Source organism: Photobacterium sp. S4TG1, from assembly GCF_036040035.1.
Taxonomy (GTDB): domain Bacteria; phylum Pseudomonadota; class Gammaproteobacteria; order Enterobacterales; family Vibrionaceae; genus Photobacterium.
In genome coordinates, this window is sequence record NZ_JAYXUH010000011.1 from 94,773 (window position 1) to 118,659 (window position 23,887).

The window sequence follows — 23,887 nt, forward strand, 5'->3', positions numbered from 1 at the left end:
AATAATCCTCTATCAGAACAAAACCAAATAGAATATACTCCGTGAAGTTCATATTATTACGATTATTAAATAATCAAATTCTATGACTGAATTCTATATCCAACCATAAAAATCTTATTTCAGATATAGAGCGCAATACCCTAAAAAGAAGATTTGAAAGATGGATATCCAGCACCTAACCCCAAAAGAAAAAGATTTATTTATTAAAACATTAGCTGAATGTTATCGACGATTAACAGCAGCCAAAATTGAAGCAAAAGAACTGACGACAGAAGGGTTTCAACTAATGTTTCGATCTGTCTATAAAGATATTATTCACACTTATAAATTATAATGAACATTATAAATGTGTCCTTACTCAATATTGAGGCGTGTCTAATACGCCTCAATAAATAAAATTATTTATTCTTATACCTTACTGAACACAGCACCTTATTTTCCTCTAAAGTAGCGTTGAGGAACAAATGGCATTTTTGCCACCGTCATCGGCAATCTTTTTCCACGTACTTCGGCAAATAATACTGTATCAATAGCACTATAACGCGGTGTTACATACGCCATAGCAACAGGGATAGATACTGAAGGACCAAAACTACCGCTAGTCACAACCCCGACCTGTTCACCATCGACATTAAATAATAGACTTCCTTCTCGTACTGGTGCCTTTGTTTGGCCAATCAACCCTATTCGCTTACGATCTACAGCTTTTGTTTCAATTTGAGAAAGAATAACATCAGCCCCAATAAATCCACCAGCACGCTCACCCGTAGTACGACGTATAGGACTGATACCCCACAATAAACTGGCTTCTATTGGCGTGGTCGTTTTATCAAGATCATGGCCATATAAACATAGCCCGCATTCTAAACGCAGTGAATCGCGTGCACCAAGTCCAATCCATTCAACATGTTGATCTTCAAGTAATGTAGCGGCTAATGTAACGGCATGTGAAGCTGGTACTGATATTTCAAAGCCATCTTCACCGGTATAACCAGAACGGCTAACATAACATTCTTGCCCTAACAGCTCGATACGAACCGCATCCATAAATACCATGTCATATACTTGAGGTGCTAGTATCGCTAATACATCTACCGCTTTAGGTCCTTGTAAAGCCAGCAGTGCTCTATCCGTTATCACTTCCAACTCAACACCAGCTTGTAAATGTAATTGTAAATGAGCGATATCTTGTGTTTTACACGCCGCATTTACCACAATAAATAGATGATCGCCAAAATTCGTCACCATCAAGTCGTCTTCAATACCTCCTGCTTCATTAGTAAAAAAAGCATAACGCTGCTTTCCTTCAGGTAAATCGGCAATATCTACAGGCACTAACATTTCAAGCATTTTAGCTGCGTTTTCACCACGTAATCGTAACTGCCCCATATGGGAAACGTCAAACAAACCGGCCTCTGCACGACAATGTAAATGCTCTTTTTTAACGCCTAATGCGTACTGTACGGGCATTTCATAACCTGCGAATGGCACCATTTTTGCTCCCATATCAACATGAAGCGCATATAACGGGGTATGTAATAAAGGTTGAGACATGGTGATCGACTCCCAATAAGCAACAGCAGTTAAACAATGATTGTTTCACCCTACCAAAAGCACTCAAGGAACGGAAAAACTAATGGCAGAGATCTTGATCGAATCCGCAATATTGTTAAATAGGCATGACAATACGCAAACGACTACGTAGTATTCATATCAATAAATTAACAAAATAGATATTTAAACGAACAATAAGACGAAAAATTAACGTTCTTGCTCATAAAATCTTCCGCGTAAGGAGTATATACATGGAATCGACATTAAAATTTACAACTAGCCATGAATGGGTACGTGATAATGGTGACGGCACAATTACAATGGGCATTTCAGATCATGCTCAGCAATTGTTAGGTGATGTCGTTTTTGTTGATTTACCGGATATTGGTGATGTCACTGATGCTGGTTCTACTTTTTCATTAGTCGAGTCAGTTAAAGCTGCATCAGATATTTATGCGCCAGTGAGTGGTCAAATCATAGAAACCAACAGCTCACTTGATGATAGTCCTGAACTGATTAATGACGACCCATATGGTGAAGGTTGGATTGCTAAAATTAAAGTAGACGATCTATCGCAACTCAGCGAGTTAATAGACAGCGATACTTACCTTGCTTCCATTGCTGAAGACTAACATCAAGGAAAGAAAGATGACTTCTACCACACTGCTTAATGACCTCAGTGATAATACTCATTTTGCTTGGCGTCATAATGGTCCAAACGTATCGCAACAACAACAGATGTTAGCAACAATTGGCGCATCGAGTATAGAACAACTCATTCAGCAAACTCTGCCGGCGGCGATTGCATTACCCCAACCATTAGCATTATCTCCCGCCCAAAGTGAAGCTAACCTACTTGCATCACTCAAGCAAATTGCAGCAAAAAACATCATTAACAAAAGCTATATTGGTCAGGGATATTATAACACTCACACGCCAAATGTTATTTTACGGAATATTTTAGAAAATCCGGGATGGTATACAGCTTATACGCCTTATCAGCCCGAAATTTCGCAAGGTCGATTAGAGTCATTGCTTAATTTTCAGCAATTGATCATGGACATGACGGGCATGGATCTGGCAAATGCGTCACTACTTGATGAAGCAACAGCCGCAGCAGAAGCAATGACACTGTGCCTTCGTGCTAGTAAAAGTAAAAGCACACAATTTTTCATTGCCGCTAATGTTCATCCGCAAACTATTGATGTAATAAAAACTCGCGCTCAATTTATTGGAATTGACGTCATTATCGGTGAACCTCAACAATTAAATGATCACAATGTTTTCGGTGCATTATTACAATATCCCGCCACTAACGGTCAAGTTGACGATTTAACCGATATTATCGCCTCTGCTCACAGTAAAAAAACCTTAGTTACCGTTGCCAGTGATTTACTTGCATTAACGTTATTAACCCCACCCAGTGATATGGGTGCCGATGTGGTGATTGGTAGTGCGCAGCGTTTTGGTGTTCCGATGGGGTTTGGTGGCCCACATGCTGGCTTTATGGCGACCAAAGATCAATACAAACGAACTATGCCAGGGCGAGTAATTGGAGTCTCCAAAGATGCCAAAGGTAATCGCGCGCTTCGTATGGCAATGCAAACTCGTGAGCAACATATTCGCCGTGAAAAAGCGACATCTAATATCTGTACCGCCCAAGCATTACTTGCCAATATGGCAGCTTTTTATGCTTTGTATCATGGTCCGGAAGGCCTTAAAAAAATAGGACGACGGGTACATCACCTTACGGCAATATTAGCTGCAGGATTACGTGATAATGGCTTTATCATTGAAAATAACACCTTCTTTGACACCATCACTTTACTGACGGCTGAGCACACAGATAACCTCTATCAGCAAGCATTAGATGCAGGTATTAACCTTCGTAAATATAATCATAAACTTGGCATTAGTATTGATGAAACCACATCAGCAAATGACATTGAAATATTGCTTACGTTATTAACAGGCCAAGCCTTATCGGTTGATCATTACAGTACTCAAATTGCAAGTGATGAATTTGCTGCAATTCCAACACGTTGCCAACGCCAAAGTGATTACCTAACGCACCCTGTTTTTCATCGCTATCATAGTGAAACCAACATGATGCGATACATGAAGCAACTTGAAAATAAAGATTATTCACTGACCCACGGCATGATCCCGCTCGGTAGCTGTACCATGAAACTTAATGCGGCCGCTGAAATGATCCCTGTTACATGGCCTGAATTTGGTCAGTTACACCCATTTGCTCCTGATTCTCAAACGTTGGGTTATCAAGAATTAGCCCAAAAGCTATCAACCATGTTATGTACTATCACGGGTTATGATGCCGTATCACTGCAACCTAACTCAGGCGCACAGGGGGAATATGCAGGCCTAATTGCGATTCAGCGTTACCACCAAGCAAATGGCGATAATCACCGTAATGTGTGTTTAATTCCAAGCTCAGCACATGGCACTAATCCAGCTTCTGCAGCTATGGTATCTATGAAAGTGGTTGTGGTGGCCTGTGATGAACAAGGCAATATTGACCTCAATGATTTACAAGCAAAAATAGATCAACACAGCGATAATTTATCCTGCATTATGATCACCTATCCTTCAACCCATGGTGTCTATGAAGAAGGCGTTCAACAAGTTTGCGAACGTGTTCATGCTGCTGGCGGTCAAGTGTACCTTGATGGTGCTAACATGAACGCGCAAGTTGGATTAACTAGCCCTGGATTTATTGGCTCAGATGTTTCTCACTTAAACCTTCATAAAACCTTCTGCATACCACATGGCGGAGGCGGCCCTGGCGTAGGTCCTATCGGAGTGAAATCTCACCTTAGCCCATTTTTACCCGGACATATTGATAACCAACAGCCACAGAACAATCAATATGCGGTATCGGCAGCAGCGCTAGGTTCAGCATCCATTCTGCCTATTTCCTATGCGTATATTTCAATGATGGGTGAAGCAGGACTCAAACAAGCAACCGAGTTGGCCATTTTAAATGCCAACTATGTGATGGAACGTTTACGTCCATATTACTCAGTGTTATATCGAGGAACACAAGGTCGCGTCGCTCACGAATGTATTATCGATATTCGTCCGATTAAAGCCGCCTCTGGTATTTCAGAAGAAGACATCGCAAAACGCTTGATGGACTACGGCTTTCATGCGCCAACAATGTCATTCCCTGTTGCTGGTACCTTAATGATTGAACCTACCGAATCAGAAGATTTAACTGAGTTAGATCGTTTCTGTGACGCAATGATTGCCATTCGTGATGAGATTAATCAAGTACAAACCGGCACATGGCCTTTGAAAGATAATCCATTGGTTAATGCCCCTCACACTCAAGCCGATCTTCGTATCGCTGAATGGACACATTGTTATAGCCGCGAAGTCGCTTGCTTCCCATCACTACACACTCAAAATTCCAAGTACTGGCCAAGCGTCAATCGAGTTGATAACGTATTTGGAGATCGAAATTTAATATGCTCTTGTCCACCAATTGAAAGTTATATTGATGAGTAATAATTATATTGGAACAATAAAATACATATAATTAAAAGTTAGGTTGAGAATTTAGAAGCCTCCGTAATTAAAGGGACGGGGCCTCTAAATCAATTATCTAAACTAATGAAATCGCATTTAATTTACATATTAAGGTATGTTACTTTATTTAAATCTGGATACCGCTTAGTAGACAAATGTTAAACAATGCGTAGATAAAAAATAGATGCTCTTACGAACATCTATAAAATAATAATCTACACTGATACTTTATTTTGCTTTATTGCGTTCACTGACCGCCGTCCAGTAACCAAACTCAGCATCGATAGCTTGTTCAATATCGGCTAAGAAATCTGCTCCATCATTTTCCATGACTTTCTTATAGCGACGCTCGGAACTCAAAATCTGCATCAAGGCATCGGCCTTTGGTGCTTTTGAATCTAAGTTGAACTTGTCTTTGCCATTTTCAGAAGGTTGATAACGGTAAAGTGGCCATAAGCCCCCCTCCGTTGTCAATTTCTGATGATCAAAAGCATTCGCCAAGTCATAACCATGCTCTTCACAAGGACTGTAAGCGATGATCAAAGATGGACCATTCCATGCTTCAGCTTCTTGGAATGCTTTCACTGTCTGGTTCATCTGAGCGCCCATAGATACTTGTGCCACATACACGTGATCATACATCATCATTTGTGCGGCTAAGTTCTTACGCTTATGTGATTTACCATTAACGGCAAATTTAGTAGTACTGCCTGTTGGTGAAGCTTTGGAGTGTTGACCTCCTGTATTTGAGTAGCACTGAGTATCCAACACCAAAATATTGATGTTTTCCCCCGTACTCAAAGCTTGATCCAAACCACCAAAACCAATGTCATACGCCCAACCATCGCCGCCAATGATCCAAACAGACTTATCAACCAAGTAATCGACAGAATTTAAGAAAGATTCTGCGGTTGCTTGACCGGCTAATTTCTTTTTCAATTTTTCAATGGTTTGACGTTGTTGATCAATATGATAGTAGAACTCTGGGTAGCTTTTCTCTGGGGTTGCTAACAAGGCATCACGCGTCTCTGTACCGAGAATGGCTTCGCCTTGCTCACTTAACAAACGCTTCGCACGCTCACGGTGATGATTCACCGATAAACGGTAACCCAAACCAAATTCGGCATTGTCTTCAAATAATGAGTTCGCCCACGCTGGACCACGTCCATTTGCATCCTTGGTGTATGGAGTGGTTGGTAAGTTACCACCATAAATAGAAGAGCAACCCGTTGCATTAGCAATCAGTAAGCGATCACCAAACAATTGGCTCAACAACTTAATGTATGGCGTTTCACCACAACCTGAACACGCACCAGAGTACTCAAACAGTGGCTGAACGTATTGAATATTACGAATATCAATGCGATCCATTTCTTTACGTTGGATTTCTGGCAAGCCTAAGAACTCTTCAAACAAAGAACGTTTGTCATCGACCGGCTCCACTTTTGGCACCATGTTTAATGACTTAACGTCTTCTTCGGTACGGCTCTTCGCAGGACACACCACCACACAAAGGTTACAACCCGTACAATCGTCTGGTGAGACTTGCAGTACGTAAGATTGTCCTTTGCGCTCACGGCCTTTAAATGGAATCGATTCTAGTTCAGAACCTTCTAATGCAACAGGCTCAACCACTTTCACACGAATCGCAGAGTGCGGACACGCGGCCACACAGTAATTACATTGAGTACATAAATAGGCTTTCCACTCAGGCAATTCACTAGCAATGTTACGTTTTTCCCACTGACTGGTTCCCGTAGGCCAAATACCATCCGGTGGGAAAGCAGACACAGGCAATTCATCGCCTTTACCTGCTAACATCACGCCCGTTACGGCTTTCACAAAATCAGGCGCTTCCATAGACACTGGTGATGGTGACATTTCACCGTTAGCCTCAGTTTGCGTCGTCTCCACCTTTTGTAAACGCTCTAAAGTTTGTTCTAACGCACGAATGTTGGCTTGAATAATATTCTCGCCTTTACTGCAATAGGTCTTCGCAATGGTGTCTGACAATAACGCCAATAGGCCTGCTTGTGGCAACTGCTCAGTTAACCACAACATCGCCATTTGCATCACGGTATTAATCCGTTGACCCATGCCAGTGCTGTGCGCAATGTCGGTTGCATTAATAACGTAAAGGCGTGCGTTACGAGCGAGAATTTCAGTTTGCACTTCAAATGGCAAATGATCCCAAGCGTGATCAGCATCGTACGGACTATTCAATAAGAAAATGCCATTATGCTTCAATTTATCCAACATGTTTTGCTTGGTTAAGAAGCTCCATTGGCTGCACGATACAAAATCTGCATAAGCAATTAAATAGGTTGAATCGATGGGGTATGGGCGACTACGCAAATGTGACACCGTCATGCTGCCCGCTTTTTTCGAATCGTAAACAAAATACCCTTGCACGTATTCGTCAGTATGGTCACCTAACAACTTCAAGGTACTCTTTGCAGCACTAACACTACCATCACTACCCAAGCCATACATAATGCTGTTATAACCGAGAGTGTGAAGCAACGGATAGTTACTTAACAACGGTAAACTAAGATAAGTTACATCATCATTAATGCCGACCGTAAACCGAGAACGCATCGCCAATACCGGCTGAATCAATTCTTCAAATACGGCAGCGACTGAGTTTGGTGCAAATTCTTTAGAGGATAAACCATAACGTCCACCAATCACACGCGGTAAGGTTGAGCGTTGACCCAATTGAAAAGCTTCTGTCAAAGTTGCCATTACGTCTAAGAATAGAGGCTCACCTAAAGCACCAGGTTCTTTAGTACGATCCAGTACCGCAATACGCTCTGCCGTTACAGGCAATACCTCTAAGAAATGCTTAGCTGAAAATGGACGGTACAAATGAACCGCTAACACTCCCACTTTTTGACCCAAAGAACACTCACGATCAACCACTTCTTTGATGGTGCCAATAGAAGAACCCATCGCGATGATCACACGTTCAGCGTCAGGATGACCGTGATACTCAAATGGCTTATATTGACGCCCCGTTAGCTCTGCAAATTGCGCCATGGTATGAATCACATGATCTGCCGCTTGGTCGTACCATGGATTACTCGCTTCACGCGCTTGGAAAAAAGTATCTGGATTTGAAGTTGTACCACGAAGCATGGGACGATCAGGCGTTAAAGCACGATTACGGTGCGCTTCCATCAGATCTATTGGAATCATCTCACGGATCACATCGTCTGAAATTTCGGCAATTTTGTTCAGCTCATGCGAAGTGCGGAAACCGTCAAAAAAATGCACGAATGGCAAACGACTTTTTAATGTCGCGGCTTGTGATATTAATGCAAAGTCATGCGCTTGTTGGACGGAAGAAGCACAGAATAAAGCACAACCCGTTTGACGGATTGCCATCACATCGGAGTGATCACCAAAAATCGATAAGGAATGGGTTGCGATAGTACGGGCAGCCACGTGCAATACAAACGGCGTTAATTCACCAGCAAGTTTGTACAACGACGGGATCATCAACAATAAACCTTGAGACGAGGTAAAACTGGTTGCTAGACTGCCTGCCATTAAGGCACCGTGTACCGTCGCAATAGCACCACCCTCAGACTGCATTTCCATAATACGTGGTACATCACCCCACGTATTAGGCATGTCTTGACTTGCCCATTGATCACAAGCCTCTGCCATAGAAGAACTTGGTGTAATTGGATAAATACCAATGACTTCGTTGGTTTTATAAGCAATTGCCGCTGCTGCGCCATTACCGTCCAGTATTTTCATTTAATTAACCTTAAGTTACGGCCAGCTTCTTAGCTGGTGTGATCGTTATATATTGACCTTAATGCCTAGTACCAATAATAATATATAAGTGATATATGACTTATTGTCTGGATTCATTAAGCTATATCTCATCAAATATGTATAAATAAGGGTAAATACTAATGTATTAAATTAGTGTTAATTTTTACTTAATACGTATAAATATAATATAAGGATAAGGTACAAGCCCCTACCAAACAGGGCTAACATTATGAACAGTTCCGTAACCAGTCTGACACCAACAAGTCGGTTAGGCATACCCTTTATCTAAACGAATCTCGACGTTCATTGCACCAATATTAACTTTTTTACTTCATGCTTTTCCGAGGCTGTAAGTGTGTAATGCTCGACTAAGTTTTTACACAGATAGTTGGTCAACCAACTCCACGGGGACAGTAATATGACAATAATCAATGGGACAAGGCAAAAGACAGTGCTGATATTCCTTTTTCTGTCTCAGCTATGATAAATACTCAATATTCATATTATTAATGAACAAATAACTATACAAGATACTATATTTGATCAAATATAAATCAATATGCATATGGTTATGGTTATGGAAGGACTTATTGATGTATTCATTTTTAAATTCAACACATTCGTTAAATACACGTTTAAATCTATTTGTTGCTTCCGTTAAAAAACTTTATCCAGAAATTATCGGAATTGCGGTTACACGAATAGATGAACACGATAACCTATATTCAGTTTATCGTAGCCCTGATTATGGCGATAACTTCCCAACTTTTATTTCATCTATTAGCCAATCGCCACGTCTAAATAAAATACGCGCATCATTAGAACCTAGTATTATTGATAATATGCTTTCTCATCAATCATCAGTGAAACAAATCCATTTACGATTACTTCAAAGTAATTGTATATCAAGCATGGCATGTCCAATTTATAGTAATGATATTTTTATTGGCGTATTATTTATCAATGCTAAGGTGAAAGATTTTTTTAGTGAAAAAATAAATTATTTTACTACCTTCTCCATTCTGATCTCTCTACTTATTGCTGATAATTTTAATAACAAAAAATCATTCCATTCTATTGTTAAAACCGTTTTATTATTAAGCCACCATCGAGATCCTGAAACCCAAAACCATCTAAAAAGAGTTGCAGAATATAGCCGTTTGATTGGACTTTATTTGGCTAAAAAAGGCAAATGCAACGGTGATTTTGTTGATTCTGTTTATCATTTCTCTGATATGCACGATATAGGTAAATCTTTAATCCCTGAAGATATTTTGTATTCAACAAAGATTTATACTGATGAAGAACGAGCGGTTATGAATCAACATCCAGAGCTAGGCTGCCAGCTTCTATCAAATATATTAACTACTTTTAAATACGATAATAACCAAGAACTTGATATCATCCTTAATATTATTCGTCACCACCATGAACGCTACGACGGTAATGGTTATCCAGATAAATTAAAAGGTACTGACATTCCATTAGAAGCCCGCATTGTTACGGTAGCTGATGTTATTGATGCTCTATTAAGCCACCGCCCTTATAAACAGCCGTGGTCAATAGATGATGTCGAACTGTATTTAATTAATGGCTCAGGAACGTTATTTGATCCCCTTTGTATTGACGCCATTTTATATTCACTCGACAAAATCACACTGATTCAGAAACGATATCCTGATGTTATTGAGGAAACAGCGCCATTATAACTAATCTATTAACAAATAGTGCCGCCGCTTAATGGTACATCAGAAGTATTATCAATTACCGCTTGTGCGGCTATTTTTAACCCTGTAACGATCAGATCTAATGACATACTTGGCAGATCCCTAAACATTGCTTGCTGTGGCAACAAAGGGATATGAATAAAGCCATGACCAATCTGGGTATAACGTAGATAATGCTGAACACCATAAAATAAATGATTACACACAAAAGTGCCGGCTGTATTTGATACCTGACATGGTATCCCTTGTTGCTGAAGGGCTTGAGTGATAGCTTTAATCGGTAATGTAGAAAAATAAGCATCAGGCCCACCAACAACTATCGGTTGATCAATTGGTTGATTTCCTTCGTTATCAACAATTCGAAAATCATCAATATTAATCGCAATACGCTCTGGCGTAATTGCAGCTCGCCCACCAGCTTGCCCCACAGTAATTACATAATCTGGCTGATGGTGTTTAATCGCCTCAATCACAGCTGCGGTTGCTTTAAAACGAGTAACTGGCACTTGGCAAACAACAATTTTGCCGTTGTTAAGAACGACCCCATCTAATAATTTTACCGCTTCTAATGCCGGATTAATTATTTCACCACCAAAAGGTTCAAACCCACTAATTAATATTTTTTTCATTCTTACTTCACCTTTAAAAGCAAAATCAATAGCTCTACACTCGCTACAAAAAACCATAACAGGGATATCCTGTTGTTTATATCGCCTTTAATTAACAACTACGCGATTATCTGGCTGTAACTTTCATGAATAATCGTGATATTTCACCGAGATTACAAAATTAAATTTGCCGTTTCTAGTTAAATAGAATGAAAAAAACAGGGTGTATATAATAAAAAACCAAGTAATAGATATGTTTTTATAAAACACTCTTTATTAAAACCTTGTATTATTCTTGTTACCAATAAATATCCCATCATGCTATATATTGAGTAATATTTTTTATCGTAACTATAAAAATATTAAATTGATAAGATTCGAATAATAATTGATATTTTATGCATACTTTATCAAATTATAGCGAATTATATTTTGCACAATTCAATAGATCATTCTAAAACAGCTGATACTAAGAAATCCTGGCAAATACCAGATACATTAATCATTATTTTTATCGTTGGCGTATTAGCAACTATTCTCACTTATCTCATTCCGGCAGGCAGTTTTACTCAACATGCAGTGAGTTTTATTGCTGATGGTGTAGAAAAAACACGTACTGTTATTGATCCCGCATCTTTTAAATATGCTATTGATGCTAATGGTGAAAAAATCTATAACACAGTTGGATTTTTTAGTGCCGGCGGCGGTATTGGCTTAATGAACTTTATGTTCGAAGGCTTAGTTTCTGGTGACAAATGGGGATCCGCTGTTGGCGTGATTATGTTCATGCTGGTTATTGGTGGCGCTTTTGGTGTTGTCATGCGTACTGGTGCCATTGATGCAGGTATTTTAGCACTCATTCATAAAACAAAAGGCAATGACTTTCTATTCATTCCCGTTCTCTTTGTCTTATTTTCATTGGGTGGTGCTGTCTTTGGTATGGGTGAAGAAGCTATTGCCTTTGCAATTATTATTGCACCACTCATGTTACGACTTGGTTATGATGGTATTACAACGGTCATGGTGACTTATGTTGCAACCCAAGTTGGTTTTGCATCATCATGGATGAACCCTTTCTCGGTTGCTATTGCACAAGGCATTGCCGGCATCCCTGTACTTTCAGGGATGACGGTTCGTATTCCACTATGGGTAGGTTTCACTTTAATGGGTGTTATCTTTACCATGCGTTATGCCGCGAGAATCAAACGCAATCCAGAATTATCTTACAGTTTTAAAACCGATCAATTTTTACGTGATAAAACAGCAGAGGTTAAACAATCACAGTGGAATATCGGTTATACCTTAGTGATCATTACCGTTGCAATCACAACAGGTTGGGTTGTTTGGGGGGTTGTTGCGCACGCATGGTATATTCCTGAGATTGCATCGCAATTTTTCACTATGGGCTTTATTGCCGGTATTATTGGTATTATCTTTAAACTTAATAATATGACCTTAAATGACATTGCGACCTCATTTAAAGAAGGCGCTGGCGTCATGCTTGCTCCTGCTCTACTTGTTGGTTGTGCCAAAGGCGTATTATTAATTCTAGGTGATGGCTCAGCTAATGAGCCCAGCGTACTTAATAGCATTTTAAACAGTGCTGGCGGCGCAATCAGTGGCATTCCTGATGTAGCGGCAGTTTGGATCATGTACCTCTTCCAATCTGTATTTAATTTCTTTGTGACATCAGGATCAGGGCAAGCAGCACTCACCATGCCATTACTCGCACCTTTGGGCGACATTGCTGGCGTTTCTCGTCAAGTAACAGTGCTGGCGTTCCAATTAGGTGATGGCTTTACCAATATAGTGGTACCAACATCAGCGTCCTTAATGGGAACATTGGGAGTATGTCGTATTGATTGGGGTGATTGGATCCGTTTTAGCTGGCGCTTTATGCTGTTATTGTTCGTCACTTCAAGTGTGACGGTAATTTGTGCTCACCTAGCAGGATTTAATTAATCACATGACAACAACGCTCACAACCCAACTAACGGGTGATATGATTAATAATGTTGCGGTGATTTCAGCATTAAATGTGGACGATCTCGCTATTGGTCAGCATCAGTTTTGGTTCAACGTTGCGACTAACGCCTTAAATCAAGATCAACATTTACCCGTGTGGGTATTTAAAGGCCAGCAAGCGGGCAAGAAAATAATGATCACCGCAGGCATTCATGGTGATGAACTCAATGGCATTTTAACCGCGCAACAACTGGCGCGTCAGCTACAACAGACTGATATTTGTGGCTGCGTGATTATTGTTCCAGCGATTAATCTATCGGGTATTATTCACCACCATCGTGATTTTCATGGTGCGGATCAAGATTTATCTACCGTGAATCTTAATCGCTATTTTCCCGGTAATAATCAAGGTAATGCCGCTGAACGTTACCTTGCTCAACTATGGCAACATTTATTATTACCCAATGCCGATATTGCGATAGATCTTCATACTCAAACTACGGGAACCTGTTACCCATTATATGTATTTGCTGATTTTCGAATTGAATCAGCACTGGCGATGGCAAGGTTAATAACGCCTGATGCGATCTTAAATGATCCTGGCGATCAGGGAGTATTAGAAACCGTTTGGAATCAGCATGGCGTTAGCGCGATCACCATTGAAGTAGGTAGTGGCAAGATTACTCAGCCAACGTTAATTAATCGTGCAGCTATGGGGGTTATGAAAATTATTAAAAACCAACACCATTTAACAACAGCAACCTTGACGCCTTGCGCGATAGAAGCAGATAACGTGACATCTATTCGCGCTGATATCGGTGGGCTAACACTTGCAAATGTTGAGATGCTAGCAACTGTAAGCAAAGGCGATATTATCGCAACACAATACGACCTGTTTGGTAATGAACTTACACGTTATATCGCTCCTCGTGATGGTATTGTATTAAGTCACAATACAGATGCTTTACGTGACGCAGGGGCGTTAATTGTACGTCTTATTCACGATTAACCATTAAGCTTCAATTCACCACAATACCCATGCTAGGTTAGTGATTAGCATGGGTTATTGTTTATAAACACTACATTCCCATAGAACATTTAAAATTTCATTGCCTTATTCTATGCCAACAAATATTGTATAAAAAAAGGTCGATTTGCCATCAATTAGTCACAATAATCGATGAACATTTACCAATAATGATGCAATGTATGCTTTACTTGAGTGATAATTATCACTTAAAAGCATAAAAGAAGGAATCTTATGGTGAAGTATCTCAAATCAATTAAATATTTATTTATCGCATTACTGCTTACTCAACTAACAGGGTGTGGTATTAACACCATCCCCACTCTTGATGAACAAGTCAATGCTGACTGGGCACAAGTACAAAATAACTACCAGCGTCGCGCTGATCTTATTCCCAATTTAGTTTCAACCGTTAAAGGTTATGCTGCCCACGAAAAAGATACATTAACCGCAGTAACAGAAGCGCGCTCAAAAGTATCATCAATGCAAGTCACACCTGAAACATTAAATAATCCAGAAGCCTTTAAGAAATTTGAAGCTGCTCAAGGCCAACTCAGCAGTGCGTTATCTCGATTGATGGTTGTATCAGAACGCTACCCTGATCTGAAAGCGAATCAACAATTTATTGCGCTTCAAGCCCAGCTAGAAGGCACAGAGAACCGTATTGCTGTTGCACGCCGAGATTACATTAACTCAGTAAAAGCCTTTAATACTGAAATTCGTACCTTCCCTGGTCGTTTATGGCACTGGGCAATGTATAGCGATCTAAAAATCAAACCTAACTTTACAGCAACAACACCTAACGCTGATGTTGCGCCTAAGGTTGAATTCTAAATGAAAAAAGTCCTACTTATCTGTGGGCTTTTGTTGTTCATCAGCCAAAATGCATTGGCTGCAATCACTTTCCCTGAATTAACAGGGAGAGTGGTCGACGACGCTCATATGCTTAATCAAGCTCAAACTCAACAACTAGAACAAATACTTGCAGCAGAAGAAAAATCATCATCTAATCAAGTTGTCGTTGTGACAATACCTTCAACCAATGGTATCCCGATCGCCGATTATGGCTATCAACTCGGTCGTACTTGGGGAATTGGACAGAAACAACATGACAATGGCGTATTATTAATTATCGCTAAAAACGACAAAAAGATGCGCATTGAAGTCGGTTATGGCTTAGAAGGTGCGTTACCTGATGCGATTGCAATTAATATTATAAATAATGACATTAAGCCCGCTTTTAAAGCCGGTAAGTTTGCAACAGGGATCGATAATGGCGTAACAGCTATCATTGCTGCTATCCATGGTGAATACAAACCTGTTGTGACAGAAGATAAACCACCCTACGATTTCTATTTGTTTATTTTATTTGTCGTTATCATTCAAATTATTGCCTTTAGCCGTCGTCGTCGCAACCGTTCAACCTATTACGGCCGCGATGGTGATGTCTTCACCAGTGGTGGTTTTGGATCACACCGTGGCGGCTCTAGTGGCTTTGGCGGTGGTTTCGGAGGAAGTAGTGGCGGTAGCGGTGGTGGTTTTAGTGGTGGCGGCGGTGGCTTTGGCGGCGGCGGTGCATCAGGAGGATGGTAATGAAATTATTTACAAATGAACAACTACAAACAATTAGCCAAACCATCAGTGATATGGAAAAAACCACAGATGCCGAATTAATTACCGTAATGGCAACAAAAGCGGATGACTATTACTTTGTTCCAACTTTATGGGCAGCTATTATTGCGCTATTTGTCCCCGCACTATTAATCATTACTCCATTATGGTTAGAGCTGACAGATATTTTATTAGTGCAATTAGCCACCTTTATTGTTCTAACATTGATCTTTCGTATTCCAGCCATTAAGTACCTTTTATTACCAAAAGTAGTTAAACATCGTCGTGCAAGTCTTGTGGCTCGTGAGCAATTTTTAGCCAATGGTGTTCATCGTACTAAACAGCATTTAGGGGTGATGATCTTTGTTTGCGAAGCCGAGCATTATGTTGAAATTCTGACAGATTACGGTATTAGTGAATGTATCAGTGATGAGGCATGGCAAAGTCTAATCAGAGATTTCACCAAAGATGTTAAAGCAGGAAAAACGTTTGAAGGCTTTATTCAGTGTTTACAGCAATCTGGTAAATTATTGACTAACGCCTTACCGTACACAGAAGAAAAAAATGAGTTACCTAATTGTTTAATCGTTATTGATTAACATATAAAACAATCAACCACTCATATTAATTGTTGAAATAGCCTAAGGTTATTTCAACAATATCGAATCTGTCATAATTCAAAAGTTATCATATTTAAGATAGTACATATTCTTTGCAATACCATTTAAAATGAAAGTTTTTGATTAGTTATTACAATTAAATAATTACCAACCAAAAACTTAAAATATAACATGTCCCAAAAGTTATAACTTATCTTATTTTTCTATACTTTATACTTTCTACTTTTTCTTTGGTCTCAACTTTTTCTTTACTTTCTAATTTTTCTTTATTTACCACGTTATCTTGGTTTTTAATTTGTAATGGATATGCATTGTTTCTTTCAAAATTCACATTACCAGTGAAATTACCATCACTAGCAAAAACAGCATAAGATATTGAAATAACTGTAAGTAGTATAATTGATTTAATATAAGTATTCATAAAGTTTTCCCTATAACCATTAGATTGAACAATTTCTATATGATGATTAAAAAATATAACGTTTAAATTAATATTTATTCAACTAAATAACCACCCTATCCTTAAGATGCCTCAAACTATAAAAGGAGGAGATTTTAATTCATATAAAATATCTGAATTTATTCTATCAATGATCTTACCCATTGATTGTGTGAAAATAAATAACGATGTTATTAAGTAATATTGTTTGTTATTCAAATTATCATGTTTAACATTAAGATCTCCAATAAATATTTTCAGTTCATTTTGAAAGTTATTTATTTCAATTATAGACTTTGTTATTACATCCTCCCTCTCAGTTTTATTTATAATAATAATTACATTATTCAGTATATTAAAAACCATTTCTTTAATTTTAACATTATCAATATCATGAATATTATGGTAATAATTAGAAAATATTTTATGATGCAAATACACACTATAATATTCATCTATGATATCATCCATTATTTCTGAGTTTATATATTCATAATATTTCCAATCTATATTTTTTGATGCAACCTCTGCTAATAATATTGATTTTACAGGTGACTGAAAAAAATAAAATGGTTCTTTATCGTTTATTAAAATACATCTAATCTCTATTGCTAAATCCTTTTTAAATTGATTTAACTGACGAAGTAATACACTCTCTGGTTGGGAAGAATAAACACTATAATTAACAAAGAATATTACAAAAAAGCTAATGCTAATAAAAACCAATGTTAGTAATATAGATTTTATATCATAAACAGGTGTTAATGATATTATGTTTTTTGTTGTTAAAATTAGACCAACAAGACCAAATAACCTATGCAATATATGTTTATTTTGATCAAAAACATACCAAATTATAAATGTATTAATAAAATAAAATAGAATTATTTGCCATATTTCCGTAAAAAAAGGAAGTAAGAAAATATATTGAATTAACGCAAAAACAGACCAAATTATTATATAAAACAATAATGATATCGGATTTACACAGGGCATTGATACCGTAACGCTACCAAACAAAGTACCAATAAAAATCATTATCATTCCATCTGAAATAGGAATAAAAACATATAATAGAACACAGATCCAATAAATAATACAAACCTTAAAAGCATTGATCAATTGCGTTGGATTAATTTTTATTTTCTTAGTCCCTTGAACATTATTACAGTTCTCATTTATTATATTATTTCCATTTAATATATTAAAAATAGTTTTTTGTTGTTCATAGTTTAATATTTCTATTTTTTGCAAAACATATAGAAATGAAGTAATTCTATCATTTCCTTTTATCTCTAAGTTTTTAATATCGATTAATAACGGTTTCAAAAAAAACGTTCTGTCTGCTTTAACAAAAGAATTATAATCGTAATAAATCAATTCATTTATTGTTACTTCATTTCTCTTTCTAATATTTAACAATACTTTTATTATTATATCTTTTTGCATTTTATTTATAGGGCATTTTAACAACAAGATAATTTCAGATAACTGTCCGCATAATATAACCCACTCTTCTTGCTGCCTATAAAAAACATCCCAAGATTTACAATTAGCATTTACACGGTAACTATCAACTTTAGCCGATTTTAATAAATCATCTAATCGTGCTAAAGATGTTACATATTCACTTAAAATAATGTTTTTTTTAAATTCATCTGTAGTAAATAATTTATTAACAAGGTATTCAATTCGTTTATTATCATGCTTATAATTATTAATTATTAAACTAAATAAAGCTTTACTACTTGAATTTGGCCACAAAATACCAAACACAAGACTGAAACAAAAAACACCGAGAATTGTCTCCTGAATCCTTAACATAGCAATATTAAAAGTTCTTTCTGGCGAAAAGTCGCCTATAACAATAATAATACTAGCAACAACTAGCCCCATTAACCAAATATAACCATTATCTGCATTTGATTGATTATATACACAAATAAATACTAAACAGCTATAAAAAATAAAAAATAAAAAAGGTTTCTGTGAAAAAAGAGATATTAATATAAATGCAACAATAGATCCTATTACAGTTCCAATTATACGATGACGCCCTTTTTTTAATGAATGCCCTCTTGTTTCAGTTATCGCCAGCATAATAACAGGAAATGCCGCCCAATATGATTTATCCCAACCAAGATAGAGTGAAAATACAATAACTAAAGTTAATGTTGTTGCCGTTTTAATAGGCAAATGAAAGCGCCTATTTATATGCATAATAACTCCTTAAATAAAGTTAAAAAACTTATTGGCGAGTTTTCATTATGAATAGTAACAGATGCAGATGCTCCTATTATAAATTTAACATCTTTAGGGATTATATTTAATCTCACTCTCACAGGAATTCTCTGAGCTAAACGAATCCATTGGAATGTTGGTGATACATTAGGTAATAATGCGGTCCCTGTACTTCCATTTTTGTAGGCGATACCATAACCAATACTTTCAACATAACCAATTAAAGGCTTATTATCGTATGCCATTAATGTAACAGTAGTTTTATCTCCAATACTTATATTTTTAATATTCGTCTCTTTAAAAAAACCCTCGATCCAAAAGCTGTTTATATCAATTAAAGGAAATACAGGCTGATTTGAAACCACTTGACTCCCTACATTAATATTTATATTGGTAATATAACCATCCGTTGGTGCTATCACTTTGGTAAAGCTTAACTCTAGCTTACTTTCATTAAGCAATGATGTCGCCATTTTAACTTTAGCTTGAGCTAATTTTACTGCGTTTTTTTGTTGGTATAACTCTATTTTAGATATAGAATTAGGAAGACGATTATATAATTTCAACCCGCGAACATATATATCTTTTTCTCTTTTTAAATTTATCTCTTCTTTATATAAATTAGCTTTATTTTTATCTAACTCCACTTCAAAAATTCGTGGATCTATCTTAAAAAGAAGATCCCCCTTCTTAACTTCAGTATTATTATTTACATATAAAGCTATTATCTCTCCAGTTACTTTAGGTGTTATTTCAATAATATTTGATCTAACAATAGCATCTCTAGTCCATGGATTATTAATGTAATAATGGTACTTTAACGCTATTAAAAACAATGCTATTAAAATTATAAATATTGTAGTTGTTATTTTTTTCAATATCTCTTCTCATTTATTAATTATTCAAATTGGAATAATAAAAAAACCAATAATTATTACATAAACAATAGCAATCGATAACTCAACTAAAGGAGGACAAACTATATATCTGTACCATTTTAACTTATTCAGTATTAGCACAGTACCTGAAGTCATCATTATTGAAATCAACATAACTATTAATATGGTTGGTATATAAATACCATCAATAGACACTTCTTTCGATGTTATATCAAATAACATTTCACCTCTAAATAATTTAATATCATTATTGATTGAAGTTGATAATTTTATATTAATTTACCGCTTAGACAATAATCAAAAAGTTTTTTCAATCAAAACCATAAGTTTTTAATAAAACATAATATTCATGATACTATGAACAATTAACATTGAGAGGTTACATGGACAAATTTATTAGTATGGAAATATTTGTTAGATCTGTTGATTTAGGATCTTTCGTTGCTGTTTCTGAAGAGTTTGGAATTAGTGCCCCAATGGTGGGTAAACATATTCGAGGGTTAGAAAAATATTTAGGCGTTAAATTATTAATAAAAACTACTCGATTTCAATCATTAACTTATGAGGGAGAAAGTTTTTATCAACATTGTTTAATTATACTTAATCAACTTAAAAAAGCTCAAGAGGACATTTACCTTCAATCAAATGAACCATGTGGAAAATTAAAAATACATTCCAGTGTCAATTTTGGAATAAATAAATTATCATCATTATTAGCAAATTTTTGCTTAAAATATCCAAAATTAGAAATTGACTTAACATTAAGTAATGAGAATCCAGATAGAAAAATTGATAATTATGATATTATTTTTCATGATCGTGAAGATGATTATGACTTTATGATAAGCAATAAGATATGTAGTTTTGAAATGCTAGTATGTGCATCTCCATTCTACCTTAATAAGAATGAAATCCCACAAAATCCTTATGACTTAGAGAAGCATAATTGTTTAATACCAAATTCCCTCTATAAGTTATATCGTTGGCATTTTATTAAAGAGAAGAAAAAGCTAACTCCCCGACTAAATTCTCAACTTATGATTAATAGTGATCAAGCAATGCTAATGGCTGCTTTAGAAGGTATAGGGGTTACTATACAGCCACGCTATCAAGTAGAAAGTTATATAAAAGAAAAAACGCTAATAGAGATATTATGTGATTATTCATTACCTAAAATTGACTTATATATGCTATACAAACCATCATTACGTACAACGATAAGACTGAATTTATTAAAAGATTTCATAATAAAAAATATAAACACAGCGTAACAATACAATGATAATTACCAAACACTAAATTTATTATTATTTTATCTATATAACAAGTTTAAAAATATGAAACTCTAATCACAATAATAACCATTTAAATTTTCGGTTACTTAAATAATATTGATTAATACTATAGAACATATTTTGAAATATGAATCAGGTAAAGTAACCGAGGATCATATGATGTTTTTAGGCATCACACCAATTACTTACGCATATCTTAGCATCCACCTTATTGACTTACATCAACAAAACCTTAATTTATAGCATTAACCCACAGATGCAGATAGAATGCCCCCCTCAAAAATCACAAAAAAAGCATTGAGTGGGTTATTTCGCATGAGTAGAAAAATAGAATTATTGGCACCGGGCGGTGACGTAGAAGCAATTAAAGCGGCGATTGTTGCTGGTGCAAATGCCGTCTACTGTGGTTTAGATATGTTCAATGCCCGTAACCGCGCTTCCAATCTTTCATATGATGAGCTAAATGGTGTATTACGACTGGCACATGAGCACAATTGTGAAGTCTTCTTAACGCTCAATGTCGTGATATTAGAACACGAGGTTGTTAGCTTAGTACGGTTGCTAAATAAACTGGTTAACAGTGGCATTGATGGCATCATCGTACAAGATTTGGGTATCTTCAACATTGTTAAAAAGCATTTCCCATCATTACATATCCATGCATCTACTCAGTTAACAACCCACAATGAAGGTCAAATTTTATTCTTACACAAAATCGGCGCTACACGCGTTAACCTATCGCGTGAGCTCAACCTTGGTGAGATTAAAGCATTAACAACCGTCGCCCATGATCATGATGTATTAACCGAAGTCTTTGTCCATGGCGCATTATGTATCGCTTTCTCTGGCCAATGTTACTCAAGTTCAGTCAGTGTCGGTAACTCAGGTAACCGTGGTCGTTGTAGCCAAGCTTGCCGCGACGAATATGAAGTTACCGCTGAAGGTCATCGCTTTCCTTTAAACTTAAAAGATAATTCAGCCTACTTTGATTTACCTGAATTGGTAGACGCTGGGGTTGATTCGTTAAAAGTCGAAGGCCGTATTAAAGGCGCTCACTATGTTTACACTGTGGTTGATACATGGCGCAAACAGATCAATAACTTTATTGAATCAGGTAAGTTATTAGCTGACGACAGCAACTTACATAAAGTCTTTAACCGTAGCTTCACTAACTCATTTTTACAGGGCAATCTAAACAAAAAAATGTTTACTGATAATCCGCGTGATAATAGTGTTAATTACGCGGTTGAAAAAAACAATGCCATTTCTGTTGTTCAAATACATGATGTAAAACAAGATCTTTATAATGAAAAAAATGCATTAGGTGCTGAACTAGCCGATAAGATTAAAGATCTAAGCATTGATAAAGTTGCTCTAACATTGGCTTTTACTGCCAAAGAAAACACACCGCTAACACTTAATATCATGGCGGGTAACACTTCATTTGAAGTAAAAACTGATTCGTTATTACGCACAGCTGATGAAATTGCCATCACACCAGAAACGCTAGATAAACGCTTCCGTAGTTTTAATAATGCAACGTTTGATCTCGCGCCAATGAACTTTGACAACTTTGATGCTAACTTAACGGTGCCGTTTAAAGAAATTACGGATCTAAAAAACCAAGCAGCATTCTTATTAAATGGCTCTCGTGAGGTAATTAAGCATGTTGATGTACCCGCTTTACCTAAACACGATAAAGTATCATCAACACCTAAACTATCATTATTAATTGCCAATGAAAAAGATTTACACCTTACTGATGTAACAGATGCTGATATCTACTTCAAACTCCCTGAAAGCTTGAAAAAGAACTGTCTTAAGCACATCACGTTATTACAAGAAAACCCTCGTTTGATTCCTTGGTTCCCAGCGGTATTAATTGGTAAAGATTACTTAGAATCAGTCAAAATCCTTGAGCAAGTGAAACCAAAGCGTATCGTAACTAACAATACTGGTATTGCTTATAAAGCTTATGAAATGGGTATCGAGTGGGTCGCAGGACCGTTCTTAAATACCACCAACTCACACGCTCTTCTTACGTTAAAAGAAGAATTAAACTGTGCTGGTGCCTTTATTTCTAACGAGATCAACCGTGGTCAAATCAGAAATATTACCCGTCCAGAAAACTTTAAGCTCTGTTACAGCATTTATCATCCAATCCTGATGATGACCAGCCGTCAATGTTTCTTCCAACAAACCGTTGGTTGTAAGAAACCAGCCATTGAAGCTGGCTGTATGCTGAAATGCGAAAAAGCGACCACCATTACTAATATAAAAGGTATTTCGTTTGCGGTTGATAAACAAAAAGGTGGCTACCCAAGCATTTACAACCATGAGCAATTCTTAAACTTTGATGCTGTAAGTGATTTCTCGCATTTATTTGACGAGTTCTTTATTGATTTAACCAATATCGGTGCAGGTTCTAAGCAAGAACAAGACAAAGTAGAACTAATCAAACACTTTGAAGCACTACTTGCTGGTAATGATCAGGCTAAAGCTGAACTGGATAATTTAGTGCCTATATCAACCAATGCCCAATATGTTCAGGGATTATAAGCGGTAA

18 protein-coding genes are annotated in these 23,887 nt (G+C 36.9%); 11 read left to right on the top strand and 7 right to left on the bottom strand.

The genetic code is table 11. From position 1 onward, the window contains the following. Positions 1-160 precede the first annotated feature (160 nt). Positions 161-334 (top strand): hypothetical protein, encoded by a 174-nt coding sequence (locus tag VXS03_RS13555; RefSeq protein ID WP_327764300.1) that lies wholly within the window; start codon positions 161-163, stop codon positions 332-334. A gap of 98 nt (positions 335-432) precedes the next feature. Here VXS03_RS13555 and gcvT read toward each other — a convergent pair whose 3' ends face one another. Continuing rightward, entirely contained in the window at positions 433-1,554 is a 1,122-nt protein-coding gene (gcvT, locus tag VXS03_RS13560; RefSeq protein WP_327764301.1) for a glycine cleavage system aminomethyltransferase GcvT, read from the bottom strand. A gap of 251 nt (positions 1,555-1,805) precedes the next feature. On the opposite strand from gcvT, the gene gcvH reads away from it, so the two are divergent. Both gcvH and gcvP read left to right on the top strand, forming a co-directional pair. Beyond that, complete coding sequence (gene gcvH / locus VXS03_RS13565) at positions 1,806-2,186, top strand: glycine cleavage system protein GcvH (RefSeq protein ID WP_327764302.1); 381 nt, start codon at positions 1,806-1,808, stop codon at positions 2,184-2,186. 16 nt (positions 2,187-2,202) lie between these two features. Next, positions 2,203-5,082, top strand: coding sequence for an aminomethyl-transferring glycine dehydrogenase (gene gcvP / locus VXS03_RS13570; protein ID WP_327764303.1), 2,880 nt, complete (start codon positions 2,203-2,205; stop codon positions 5,080-5,082). Positions 5,083-5,331: 249 nt separating this feature from the next. Here gcvP and nifJ read toward each other — a convergent pair whose 3' ends face one another. Further along, complete coding sequence (gene nifJ, locus VXS03_RS13575; RefSeq protein WP_327764304.1) at positions 5,332-8,868, bottom strand: pyruvate:ferredoxin (flavodoxin) oxidoreductase; 3,537 nt, start codon at positions 8,866-8,868, stop codon at positions 5,332-5,334. Between the two features lie 614 nt (positions 8,869-9,482). Between nifJ and VXS03_RS13580 the strand changes: the two genes are divergently transcribed. Next, complete coding sequence (locus VXS03_RS13580) at positions 9,483-10,598, top strand: HD-GYP domain-containing protein (RefSeq protein WP_327764305.1); 1,116 nt, start codon at positions 9,483-9,485, stop codon at positions 10,596-10,598. Positions 10,599-10,606: 8 nt separating this feature from the next. Here VXS03_RS13580 and pcp read toward each other — a convergent pair whose 3' ends face one another. Further along, positions 10,607-11,245, bottom strand: a complete 639-nt coding sequence (pcp, locus tag VXS03_RS13585) for a pyroglutamyl-peptidase I (RefSeq protein WP_327764306.1) — start codon at positions 11,243-11,245, stop codon at positions 10,607-10,609. A 465-nt stretch (positions 11,246-11,710) separates the two neighbouring features. On the opposite strand from pcp, the gene yfcC reads away from it, so the two are divergent. From yfcC to VXS03_RS13610, 5 genes are all read left to right on the top strand, one after another. Further along, positions 11,711-13,186, top strand: a complete 1,476-nt coding sequence (yfcC, locus tag VXS03_RS13590; RefSeq protein WP_327764337.1) for a putative basic amino acid antiporter YfcC — start codon at positions 11,711-11,713, stop codon at positions 13,184-13,186. Positions 13,187-13,190: 4 nt separating this feature from the next. Then, on the top strand, positions 13,191-14,198 hold the full coding sequence (locus VXS03_RS13595; RefSeq protein ID WP_327764307.1) for a succinylglutamate desuccinylase/aspartoacylase family protein: 1,008 nt from the start codon (positions 13,191-13,193) through the stop codon (positions 14,196-14,198). Positions 14,199-14,450: 252 nt separating this feature from the next. After that, on the top strand, positions 14,451-15,050 hold the full coding sequence (locus VXS03_RS13600; protein ID WP_327764308.1) for a LemA family protein: 600 nt from the start codon (positions 14,451-14,453) through the stop codon (positions 15,048-15,050). After that, positions 15,051-15,809, top strand: coding sequence for a TPM domain-containing protein (locus VXS03_RS13605; RefSeq protein WP_327764309.1), 759 nt, complete (start codon positions 15,051-15,053; stop codon positions 15,807-15,809). Then, on the top strand, positions 15,809-16,426 hold the full coding sequence (locus VXS03_RS13610; protein WP_327764310.1) for a TPM domain-containing protein: 618 nt from the start codon (positions 15,809-15,811) through the stop codon (positions 16,424-16,426). The genes VXS03_RS13605 and VXS03_RS13610 overlap by 1 nt, the downstream gene beginning before the upstream one ends. A 211-nt stretch (positions 16,427-16,637) precedes the next feature. On the opposite strand, the gene VXS03_RS13615 is transcribed toward VXS03_RS13610, so the two are convergent. From VXS03_RS13615 to VXS03_RS20310, 4 genes are all read right to left on the bottom strand, one after another. Continuing rightward, positions 16,638-16,868: a hypothetical protein gene (locus VXS03_RS13615; RefSeq protein ID WP_327764311.1), complete on the bottom strand. Its 231-nt coding sequence runs from the start codon at positions 16,866-16,868 to the stop codon at positions 16,638-16,640. Between the two features lie 111 nt (positions 16,869-16,979). Further along, positions 16,980-19,106 (bottom strand): FUSC family protein, encoded by a 2,127-nt coding sequence (locus VXS03_RS13620; RefSeq protein WP_327764312.1) that lies wholly within the window; start codon positions 19,104-19,106, stop codon positions 16,980-16,982. After that, on the bottom strand, positions 19,097-20,005 hold the full coding sequence (locus VXS03_RS13625; protein WP_327764314.1) for an HlyD family secretion protein: 909 nt from the start codon (positions 20,003-20,005) through the stop codon (positions 19,097-19,099). The genes VXS03_RS13620 and VXS03_RS13625 overlap by 10 nt, the downstream gene beginning before the upstream one ends. 24 nt (positions 20,006-20,029) lie before the next feature. Then, complete coding sequence (locus VXS03_RS20310) at positions 20,030-20,248, bottom strand: DUF1656 domain-containing protein (RefSeq protein WP_442957452.1); 219 nt, start codon at positions 20,246-20,248, stop codon at positions 20,030-20,032. A 161-nt stretch (positions 20,249-20,409) separates the two neighbouring features. Here VXS03_RS20310 and VXS03_RS13630 point away from each other — a divergent pair, with 161 nt between their 5' ends. Further along, on the top strand, positions 20,410-21,297 hold the full coding sequence (locus VXS03_RS13630; protein ID WP_327764315.1) for a LysR family transcriptional regulator: 888 nt from the start codon (positions 20,410-20,412) through the stop codon (positions 21,295-21,297). 339 nt (positions 21,298-21,636) lie between these two features. Then, on the top strand, positions 21,637-23,880 hold the full coding sequence (locus VXS03_RS13635; protein ID WP_327764316.1) for a peptidase U32 family protein: 2,244 nt from the start codon (positions 21,637-21,639) through the stop codon (positions 23,878-23,880). Positions 23,881-23,887 lie beyond the last annotated feature (7 nt).